The organism is Parafilimonas sp. (genome assembly GCF_047606085.1).
In the GTDB taxonomy this organism is placed as follows: domain Bacteria; phylum Bacteroidota; class Bacteroidia; order Chitinophagales; family Chitinophagaceae; genus Parafilimonas.
On the sequence record NZ_JASGEX010000004.1, the window covers coordinates 1 to 11249 of the forward strand.

The window sequence follows — 11249 nt, forward strand, 5'->3', positions numbered from 1 at the left end:
ACTTTAAATTATGATCAGGTTCCACCGCCGCGGCGGTGGAATGACGTGTAAGAACGTGAACTAATCTTACGGACCGATAAAGCAGGCACAAATTGCCGATGCACAAATTTATCCGGTGTTTACTATATATAAAGATATGGCTTGCTTATAAGCCGGTTACGATCATTCTTTTGAATAACATGCCTGTATGGCTGAAAAATTCTGCCAGTGTCTCCTGCAATGAATATTCCTTTTCTTCCGGCATGCCTGCGGTTTCTACATACAATACTTTAAATTGAACGGTTAATTCATCCACATTGTTAAACCAGGCCGTTCCATGTACATTCATGTTAAACGGAATGCCTTTTCTGTAAAAATAAAGCTCAGCCCCAAATACATTCCATTGGTTTTCCAGCACCGGAAAATGGGATAATGAAAACTCCAGGAGATTGTTTTTTACAATTTTTACATTGCTGACAACACCTACAGGCATTCGCTCTGAAGATTGATTGATGCAATAGAAAACTGCGTGCTCAAAACGGCTGATATTTTCAATATTGGTTATGGGTAGCGTATTTACCATATCTATGTAATTTAAGACAAATTTTTTTACTTCTTTGCTGCTTTTTTCAGCTTGTTTAATAATTGCTTTTTCTGAAATTCAAACATTATGCCTAAAAGGTTTAAGGTTGTATGCGCATTTTCTGCCCTTGTTAATCGGCAAAATATGCGCAGGTATAACAGTTGTTAAAAAGATGTGGATTTTTTCACAGAATTTGCCTGTTATATTATAAAAAATAATCTTTGAAAATTCGCATCGCCATATATAAAATTTGCAGAGTAAGCAGAATAAAATGAAAGATAAAATCTTAGAACAGTTTGCCAGGCTATATGCCGGTTCAGCTTCGCCACTCATCATCCGTTCCCCCGGAAGAATAAATATTATCGGCGAGCACACAGATTATAATGAAGGTTTTGTATTGCCCGCTGCCATAGATAAAGCGATATACGTTGCCCTCACAAAACGCGGTGATGATGAAATTCATCTGTATGCGGCTGATTATAATGAAAGCCATATTGTAAATACTGCTTCGGTTGAAATAAGCGATAAGCATTGGCCCAATTACATTTTAGGTGTTGTTGATCAATTACAGAAAAAAGGTTTTGCCCTTGGCGGTTTTAATTTATTGATTGATGGCGATGTGCCGCTTGGTGCAGGCCTGTCTTCTTCTGCTGCTGTTGAATGCGCCACCGCTTTTGCGCTGAATGAATTGTTTGGGCTGGGTTTATCAAAACTGCAGATGGTGCAGGCGGCGCAAAAAGCAGAGCATGTTTTCGCAGGTGTAATGTGCGGCATCATGGATCAGTTTGCTTCCATGTTTGGCAAAAAAGATCATGTAATACGATTAGACTGCCGTTCCATTGAATATGAATATGTGCCTTTTGAATTAAAAAACTATAAGATTTTACTGCTGAACACAAACGTAAAGCATTCCCTTTCGTCTTCAGCCTATAATGAACGCAGGCGGCAGTGCGAACAGGGCGTAGCCTGGGTAAAAGAATATCATTCGGAAGTAATAAGCCTGCGCGATGTTACCATGCAAATGCTGGATGAATATGTATTGCCAAAAGATGCATTAATTTATAAGAGATGTAAATATATAGTGGAAGAAATTCGGCGTTTGCTGCAGGGCTGCGCCGATTTGCAGCAGGATGATATAAAAGCATTGGGTAAAAAAATGTTCCGCACCCATGAAGGCTTAAGCAAAGAATATGAAGTGAGCTGCGGGGAGCTTGATTTTTTGGTGGATGCCGTAAAAGATAACCCTGATATAATTGGGGCAAGAATGATGGGCGGCGGTTTTGGCGGGTGCACCATCAATATTATTAAAGAAGATGCCATTGAAAGCCTGGTGCAAAAATTAAAGCCTTTATATAAACAGGCTTTTAATAAAGATCTGGATCATTATATTGCGGGCATTGAAAACGGAACATCGCTGGTTCATCAAAACATAGCTGTGCCCGGCGTTTAAAGATGGTATAAAACAAAATGACAGAAGAAACCATATTAGACATTGCCAAAAGAATAAAATCAATATCAGATATAGGTTTATTGTATTCTCCTGAAAATAGTTTTGATAAAGAACGGTATCGCGAACTGAAAGAACTAAGTGAAAAAATAATAGGCGGCGCATTAAAACTCACGCCGGAAATTTCTGCAACTGTTTTTACCGGTTGTGCAGATTATCCCACTCCAAAAGTTGATATACGGGCGCTGGTGCTGAACGATAAAAAAGAAATCCTGATGGTACAGGAAAAAGCTGATAATTGCTGGTCGCTGCCCGGCGGCTGGGCCGATATTGGTAAAACGCCATCTGAAATTGCCATTCAGGAAGTGTTTGAAGAAACAGGAATTAAAGTATCCTGCAAACATTTGGCGGCTGTTTTTGATAAGCGCATGTACCCGCATCCGCCACAGCCCTGGTACGTGTATAAAATGTTTTTTTATTGCGGGCCTGATGATGCGGCAATTGAGCTAAAGCCTGCTTTTGATATGCTGGGCGCAGGCTGGTTTTCTATTGATGCGCTGCCGCCGCTTTCAAAAGACAGGGTATTGGAAGAACAGATCAAAACTATTTACAGCAATATAATCACCAACAATTTTACTACCCTATTCGATTAATATGCCACAACTTTTCGATTTAAAAGAACATCCTCATACAAGATTAAATATTCTTACCGGCGATTGGATACTGGTTTCACCGCACAGGAGCAAAAGGCCCTGGCAGGGAAAAGTGGAAGACCTGCCAGCAAACAACCGGCCTGCTTATGATGCAAATTGTTATTTATGCCCCGGCAACAAAAGGGCCGACGGCAGCATTAACCCTGATTATACAGATTCATTTGTTTTTACCAACGATTATTCCGCCTTGCTTGCCGGTACCCCGGCAGGTTCTGTTAACGAAGAAGGTTTATTGATTGTCAATAGTGAGAGCGGTATTTGTAAAGTAATTTGCTTTTCGCCCAGGCACGATCTCACGCTTCCGCGAATGGCAGAAGGGGATATTAAAAAAGTAATTGAAGTATGGCAGAAAGAATTTGGCGAAATCGCTTTAAATCCTTCCATAAAATACATACAGATATTTGAGAATAAAGGCGAGGTGATGGGCTGCAGCAACCCGCATCCGCACGGGCAAATATGGTCATCGTCTTCGGTGCTGCTGGAGCTTGTAAAAGAAACAACGCAGCAAAAGAAGTATTTTGAAAGGTATGGTAAAAGCCTGCTTTCAGCATATATAGAAATAGAATTGCAAAAGCAGGAACGCGTTGTTTTGGAGAATGAACATTTTGTTGTGCTTGTTCCTTACTGGGCGGTATGGCCTTACGAAACCATGATTGTAAGCAAGCGGCATATTCAAACTGTATTGCAGCTTACTGAAGGAGAGAAGGATGCTTTTGCATCTATTCTGAAACAGCTTACCGCCAAGTACGATAACCTGTTTAAAATCTCATTTCCTTATTCTGCAGGATTACACCAGGCGCCTGTAAATGACGGAGCGCATGAAGAATGGCATTTTCATATACATTTTACCCGCCGTTATTGCGGTCTGCCACCGTAAAGAAATTCATGGTGGGGTATGAGATGCTTGCCAATCCGCAACGCGATATAACGGCTGAGTTTGCGGCTGAAAAATTAAGGTCATTAAGCGCTGTTCATTATACGCAACAATGAGCCTGTTCAGACTTTATTGTGCGCCGCAATTTGTACCATGCAGCTTACGGAACAGGCGCATAGAAATTACATAGAATTAAGAATTAACATTAGTATTGCATATATAGCGGATGATAGTATTTTCATCAACTAATATAAAAACTATGATTCTTGTGGTTTGAATAACAGCAAGTGCTTTTATTAGGAAAAGGCACTATCAATGATGTTTAAATTTAAAAATATAAACAACTTCAATAAACTGAAAAGTAAAATAACCATGCCTGGAACACATTCTAAAGCCCCGATATGCCAATCGAAGAATTACCTGCTGCTACTGCTGCTGTTTGCATTGCCTGTTGCGAGCCTGGCACAGCCGCAAGCCAACTCATGGGAAGATGAAACGCTGTTTGAAAAAAATAAAGAAAAGCCGCATACCTCATTCCTGCTGTATTCAAATGAAGCGGATGCAATCAATGATGATTACAGCAATTCTCCTTATTATAAATCTTTGAACGGCATCTGGAAATTTGTATATGCAGCAGACCCGGATACCCGTATAAAAAATTTTTATGAGCCGGGCCTTAATACACAAACATGGAACGATATAACCGTGCCTTCCAACTGGGAGATGAAAGGCTTTGGCATTCCCATCTATACAAACATTATTTATCCTTTCCCCAAAAACCCGCCTTATGTGGGCAGCGATGATCCTGTGGGCACATACAGGAAAGAATTTACCATACCCGATGAATGGGATGGCCGGCAGGTGTTGCTGCATTTTGGTTCCATTGCAGGGTATGCTATTGTGTATGTAAACGGCCGTGAAGTAGGAATAAGCGCTGCTGCCAAATCGCCTGCCGAATTTAACATAACACATTATCTTAAAAAAGGGAATAATGTGCTGGCGGTGCAGGTGTTCAGGTGGAGCGCTGCCAGCTACCTGGAAGACCAGGATTTCTGGCGCATCAGCGGTATTGAGCGCGATGTGTTTTTATATGCGTTGCCTAAGCTTTCTGTTTGGGATTTCTTTTTAAAGTCTGGGCTTGATAACTTGTACAGGGATGGCCTATTCAATAGCTATATTACTTTAAGAAAGTTTACCGGAGATACAACAAATTATGGCAGCGTAACGCTTGAATTATTTGACAAATCAGGTGAAAAGGTATTCTCGCAACAGCAAACTGTAAAACCATTTAATGAGAACTTAAGGGTAGTTCAGTTTAGCGGCATAATTATCAACCCTTCAAAATGGAGCGCTGAAAAACCGAACCTGTACAATTGCATTATCACACTTAAAACAGCAGATAATGTTGTTTCTTATACGGGCGCTAAAATTGGTTTCCGGAAAGTGGAAATAAAAAATTCGCAACTGCTTGTAAACGGCGTTCCTGTGGTGGTGCATGGAGTTAACCGTCATGAGCATGACCCTGTAAACGGTCATGTGCCTTCAAAGGAATTAATGATGCGGGATATTCAGTTAATGAAATCGTACAATATCAATGCGGTGCGCTGCTCTCATTATCCCAACGATGAATTGTGGTATAAGCTGTGTGATGAATATGGGTTATATGTTATTGACGAAGCCAATATAGAAGTGCATGGCATGGGTGCGGCATTGCAGGGCAGGTTTGATTCAAGTGTGCATCCGGCTTATTTGCCGCAGTGGGCGCCCATGTTTATGGACAGGGAGAAACGTTTGGTAGAGCGGGATAAAAATCATCCCTCTGTTATTATTTGGTCACTGGGTAATGAATGCGGCAACGGCCAGGTTTTTCATGACGCCTATAAATGGATAAAGCAAAGAGATGGCACACGCCCCGTGCAGTTTGAGCAGGCCGGCGAAGACTGGAACACAGACATTGTTTGCCCGATGTACCCATCCATCAGCAGCATGAAAAAATATGCTGCTGACAGCAGTAAAACGCGGCCTTATATTATGTGTGAATATGCCCATTCAATGGGTAACGGAAATGGTAATTTCAGGGCATACTGGGATATAATATACGGCAGCAAAAAAATGCAGGGTGGTTTTATATGGGATTGGGTTGACCAGGGCATACGTGCAAAAGATGCGGCAGGAAACATTTACTATGCTTATGGCGGCGATTTGGGCGGGTTTAATTTGCAGAACGATGAAAACGGTTGCGCTGATGGATTAATTGCATCAGACCGCACCATTCACCCGGGCCTGAATGAAGTAAAAAAAGTGTACCAGGATATTTATTTCAGCGCAAAAAATATTTCAAAAGGCATAATAACCGTAAAGAATCTTTTGGGCTTTACCAATCTTAATGAATATAATTTTAAATGGCAGCTGTATAAAAACGGGGAGCTGGAAAAACAGGGGAATTTTGCGGTTGATTTAGCTCCACGGCAATACAAAGATATTGCGCTGCCGCTGCCGGCTGTAAATGCAACAGCAGGAGATGAGTATTTTTTGAGCGTTACAGCTACCACAAAAAATGTCATGGGGTTAATTCCTGCAGGCCATGTAGCGGCAACTGAACAATTTAAATTAACCGGCGATTATTTTACAAAAGATTATTCAACAACAGGCGATCTCCAGGTAACAAAAGATTCAACCAAACTCATTTTTCAATCAGGCCTTATATCAGGCGAATTTGATTTACAGCGGGGCATTTTTACCAGCTATAAAAGTTTAAACGTAAAGATGAACGGTTTACCGCAACCTTATTTCTGGCGGGCTCCAACCGATAATGATTTTGGCAATAACATGCCGGAGCGGCTTGGCATCTGGCGCAGTGCATACGAAAATATTACTGTAAAAAATATTACTGTCGGCAGCCAGGATTCAGGCGGCGTTAATATAAAAGCTGAATATGAGTTAACCGGCATCAACGTGTCTTATACGGTTGATTATTTTATCCGGGATGATGGCAGCATAAAAGTAACAGCGTCTATAGATATGGAAGGCCGCAACCTGCCTGAACTGCCGCGTTTTGGCATGCGCATGGAATTGTCCAAGCAATATCATTACCTGGATTATTATGGCCGCGGCCCCTGGGAAAATTATAATGACAGGAATGAATCTGCGTTTATTGGCTTATATAGCGATAGTGTGGAAGATCAATATACCTATAATTACATAAGGCCGCAGGAAAGCGGTTATAAAACAGATGTGCGCTGGTTTGCATTAACCGATGATAAAGGTAATGGCCTGCATGTTGAAGGCGTGCAGCCAATATGTTTCAGCGCTATTGAGCACAGGGATGAAGACCTTGACCCGGGCAATACAAAAAAGCAGCGGCATCCGTCAGACCTTCCGCCATACAACGCCATCAATGTTCATATTGACTTAAAGCAAAGGGGGGTTGGCGGTGATAATAGCTGGGGCGCTTTGCCGCATGAGCAATACCGGCTGCTTGATAAACAATATACTTACAGTTATATTATTAAGCTTGTTGATGCAGAGTAATCCTTCATACACTGCGAACCCTTTTAATTAATGTGAGCCTGTAAGCTTAAAGCTATTGTAGTGAATGATAAAGCTTTGGCAATAAAAGCAGGAGCAGTTTATTTGCTATTTGCTGCGTATATAAGTTAGGTAATCTCTCGTATGGTTATTGAGTATATTTTTTACAAGCCAGGTTTTGCCATCTGTATCGAAGGTTATATACCATGCTGTATGCCGTTTGGTTTATACATGCAATAAAATATGTCATACTTTGGATTAAGGGTACGATAGGCTTTTTGTGAAGGGAGTGTGTTAATAAAATCTCTTATGCTATCTATAATAAACGACAAATTATTTTGCGCATGTTTTAAAAAAGCAAGCCATTATGCAGGCAACAGGTAAAATTATAAACCGCAATTTATTAAGTCTCTTATTATAGAGTCAAGATATGCACAATAGGCTATTTGCAAAGAAAATACGGCAAAAATTATCCGGAGCGGGTAAATAAAAGAATAATTTTGATTTGCTTGTCGTCAAAAAAAAGATGACAACAATAATGTAGCACTTTAAGCGCTGCCAGATCCTCGTATAGAGAGAAGAAAGCTGCATGACATTATATTTATAACAATAGCCGCTGCGCTTTGCGGGTGCGATGAATGGAATGATATAGAAGAGTTTGGAGAGCTTAGATATGATTGGTTAAAAACGATATTGGAGTTGCCTAATGGGATACCATTGCATGATACATTTAACCGTGTATTCTCACTGATAGAGCCGCAGGCATTACAGCAATGTTTTATGAGTAGGTTGAAGGATGTTGCGCGGCTAACCGAAGGCCGGATTATAAGCATATACGGCAGGCGGATGTGCAATAGCGGCGAGAAAGGCAATAAAGCTATCATGCACATGGTGAGCGCCTGGAGTAATGCCAATAATATGGTAGTGGCGCAACAAAAGATAAACGATAAGAGCAGTGAAATAACAGCCATACCTGCGTTGCTGGACATGCAGGAAATAAAAGGCTGCCTTGTAACTATTGATGCAATGGGCTGCCAGCAGGAAATTGCATCTAAAATTGTAAGCAAAGAAGCGGATTATATTTTAGCCGTAAAGGGCAATCAGGGCCACCTGTACGATGATATACAGGAAGCCTTTGACAGGGAAACAGCCATTCAGTCAGCCACATCGGTTAATACCGGTCATGGCCGTATTGAAAAAAGAACCTGCGGCATTATTACCGATACAGAGTGGATATGCAAAAAAGATAAATGGGAAGGCCTGCAAACCCTGATAAAAATACAAAGTGAGCGCACCATTAAATCAACTGGTGAAACGCAGTTACAAACAAGATATTATATAAGCAGCCGTCAGGCAGATGCTGCATTTTTTAATCGGGCAGTCAGGGAGCACCGGGGCGCAGAAAACAAACTGCATGGTATTGGATGTAGCGTTTGGAGAAGACAAAAGTAGCAAAAGAGCAGGCCATGCCGCCGAAAACTTCTCCTTCATTAATAAAATAGCCTTAAATCTGCTGCAGCAACGTGATGACAAAAGGGGCGCTCAAAAAGCAAGTGTGAAAACTAAAAGAAAAAAGTGCAGCTGGTATAAAGACTATCTTCTTACCGTTCTGAATATGGCTAACAAATTTTAATGCGTTTGCCCTGAATAAAGCAATGAAACCGGTATATGATAAATAGTAAATTCGTAATTGCAGTTTTATTATTGCTGCAATTAAATCACGTGAAAGCCAGTAACCTGCCCATTGATACATTAAGCAGTAAAGACATGAGCAAACCACTTGTTTTGTATATAAGCGGCGATGGCGGTTTTAACAGCTTTTCAAATGCTTTTATAAAGCAATGGAATACCAATGGTTACCCTGTTGTAGCTTTAAATGCAAAGTCATATTTCTGGCATACAAAAAGCCCTGAAGATGCGGCCCGCGATGTATCTGGCTTAATAGAGGAGTATCTGTCGTTGTGGCAAAGAAAAGAAGTGCTGTTGCTGGGATATTCTTTTGGTGCAGATGTAATGCCTTTTATTCAAACAAGACTTGCACCCGCTATATTAAGTAAAGTGAAGCGCACTGTGTTATTTTCTCCCTCAAAAAATACAGACTTTACTATTCACTTGTTTTATAATGACAGAGGCAGCAGTGTACCTGCTGAAATTAATAAGCTTGGCAAACCGGTGCTTATTGTGTTTGGAGATAAAGAAACTGATCTGCCCGAACTCCAGATTAATAATAAGCTGGCAACCATTATAAAAGTAGAGGGGGATCATCACTACAATAATGCAATAACAGCCGTTATACATAATGTGATGGAGAAACTATAACCTTAATAAAATAAATAATTACATTTTTTTAAAAACATTTTGTGGGCAATACGCACATCCTTACTTTTGCACCCCGCTTTTAAAAAAGCAAAGCTCATTGAATAGAAAACGTTAAAGGCTGAGAAAAAAAATAAAAGAATTTGCTGGTTATTTAAACGCAGCTATCTTTGCACCCCGCTTTTAAAAAAGCAAAGAGTTCATTGAATAGAAAACGTTAAAGACCAAAGAAAAAAGCAAAGAAATTTGAATGGTAAATGAGCGTTGATTATCTTCGCACCCCTGCTTAAAAAAAGTTAAAGGTCATTGATGCAAACCAGGTGGTTTTGAAAGAAAAAAGTGCAGAAAGTTTGAATGATAAACTAAAAGCCCTTACCTTTGCAATCCTTTGAAAATCAAATAGTTTTTTCTCATTTTCGATAGAGGTTGTTAATAAAAAATTTCAAAATTTATCTAATAAAATTTTGGAGCGAAACAAAATGGCTCTTACCTTTGCAACCCCAATCAAAAACGGGTTAAAAATTAAGTTCTTTAAACGTAAAAATGTAAGCAGTAGCCAGGCTGCAAAATGGTTCAAACCCATATTACATTACAAGCTTTACACTCTGTAAGGAGTTAAGGTTAAGATCTTTGAAAAGATGGAAAGTAACAGTATCATAAATAGCAGTATTTATGGTAAGGTAGCAGCGTAACAAAACAATTAATATCCGACGTTAATTTTTCAATGAGATTAATAGTCAGATCAAATCTTTTACAATGGAGAGTTTGATCCTGGCTCAGGATGAACGCTAGCGGCAGGCTTAATACATGCAAGTCGAGGGGCAGCATAGGTAGCAATACTTGATGGCGACCGGCAAACGGGTGCGGAACACGTACAGAACCTTCCTTCGAGCGGGGAATAGCCCGGAGAAATCCGGATTAATACCCCATAGCAAATTAGAAAGGCATCTTTTTAATTTTAAAGATTTATCACTTGAAGATGGCTGTGCGCCTGATTAGGTAGTTGGCGGGGTAATGGCCCACCAAGCCTTCGATCAGTAACTGGCGTGAGAGCGCGACCAGTCACACGGGCACTGAGACACGGGCCCGACTCCTACGGGAGGCAGCAGTAAGGAATATTGGTCAATGGACGCAAGTCTGAACCAGCCATGCCGCGTGGAGGATGAAGGTCCTCTGGATTGTAAACTTCTTTTATTTGGGACGAAAAAAGGGAATTCTTTCCCACTTGACGGTACCAGATGAATAAGCACCGGCTAACTCCGTGCCAGCAGCCGCGGTAATACGGAGGGTGCAAGCGTTATCCGGATTTACTGGGTTTAAAGGGTGCGCAGGCGGATATGTAAGTCAGTGGTGAAATCTTTAGGCTTAACCTGAAAATTGCCGTTGATACTATATATCTTGAATGCTGTGGAGGTAAGCAGAATATGTCATGTAGCGGTGAAATGCTTAGATATGACATAGAATACCTATTGCGAAGGCAGCTTACTACGCAGATATTGACGCTCATGCACGAAAGCGTGGGGATCAAACAGGATTAGATACCCTGGTAGTCCACGCCCTAAACGATGATTACTCGACATACGCGATACACAGTGTGTGTCTGAGCGAAAGCATTAAGTAATCCACCTGGGAAGTACGACCGCAAGGTTGAAACTCAAAGGAATTGACGGGGGTCCGCACAAGCGGTGGAGTATGTGGTTTAATTCGATGATACGCGAGGAACCTTACCTGGGCTAGAATGCGGTTTGACCGCCGGTGAAAGCCGGTTTTGTAGCAATACACAGATCGTAAGGTGCTGCATGGCTGTCG

The 11249-nt window shown here is 41.0% G+C and carries 7 protein-coding genes, 1 rRNA gene and 1 pseudogene; 8 read left to right on the forward strand and 1 reads right to left on the reverse strand.

Annotated features, from left to right (window positions below; genetic code table 11):
• Positions 1-145 precede the first annotated feature (145 nt).
• The gene (locus QM629_RS00675) at positions 146-562 is read right to left on the reverse strand and encodes a hypothetical protein (protein WP_415156147.1); all 417 of its coding nucleotides are present in this window, start codon (positions 560-562) and stop codon (positions 146-148) included.
• A 271-nt stretch (positions 563-833) separates the two neighbouring features.
• Here QM629_RS00675 and galK point away from each other — a divergent pair, with 271 nt between their 5' ends.
• The 8 genes and pseudogenes from galK to QM629_RS00715 form a co-directional block, all read left to right on the forward strand.
• A complete protein-coding gene (galK, locus tag QM629_RS00680; protein WP_415156149.1) occupies positions 834-2012 on the forward strand; it encodes a galactokinase in 1179 nt (392 codons plus the stop codon).
• Between the two features lie 17 nt (positions 2013-2029).
• Positions 2030-2662 (forward strand): NUDIX hydrolase N-terminal domain-containing protein, encoded by a 633-nt coding sequence (locus QM629_RS00685; protein ID WP_415156151.1) that lies wholly within the window; start codon positions 2030-2032, stop codon positions 2660-2662.
• 1 nt (position 2663) lies between these two features.
• A pseudogene (locus tag QM629_RS00690) lies at positions 2664-3712 on the forward strand (UDP-glucose--hexose-1-phosphate uridylyltransferase).
• Positions 3713-3968: 256 nt separating this feature from the next.
• Entirely contained in the window at positions 3969-7127 is a 3159-nt protein-coding gene (locus QM629_RS00695; protein ID WP_415156153.1) for a glycoside hydrolase family 2 TIM barrel-domain containing protein, read from the forward strand.
• Between the two features lie 552 nt (positions 7128-7679).
• Positions 7680-8576 carry an ISAs1 family transposase gene (locus tag QM629_RS00700; RefSeq protein ID WP_415156159.1) on the forward strand — a complete coding sequence of 299 codons (897 nt, stop codon included), beginning with the start codon at positions 7680-7682 and terminating at the stop codon, positions 8574-8576.
• Positions 8539-8757 carry a transposase gene (locus QM629_RS00705; RefSeq protein WP_415156155.1) on the forward strand — a complete coding sequence of 73 codons (219 nt, stop codon included), beginning with the start codon at positions 8539-8541 and terminating at the stop codon, positions 8755-8757. Before QM629_RS00700 ends, QM629_RS00705 begins: the two co-directional genes overlap by 38 nt.
• An 89-nt stretch (positions 8758-8846) precedes the next feature.
• On the forward strand, positions 8847-9443 hold the full coding sequence (locus QM629_RS00710; protein WP_415156157.1) for an AcvB/VirJ family lysyl-phosphatidylglycerol hydrolase: 597 nt from the start codon (positions 8847-8849) through the stop codon (positions 9441-9443).
• A 750-nt stretch (positions 9444-10193) separates the two neighbouring features.
• A 16S ribosomal RNA gene (locus QM629_RS00715) occupies positions 10194-11249 on the forward strand; the annotation flags it as partial.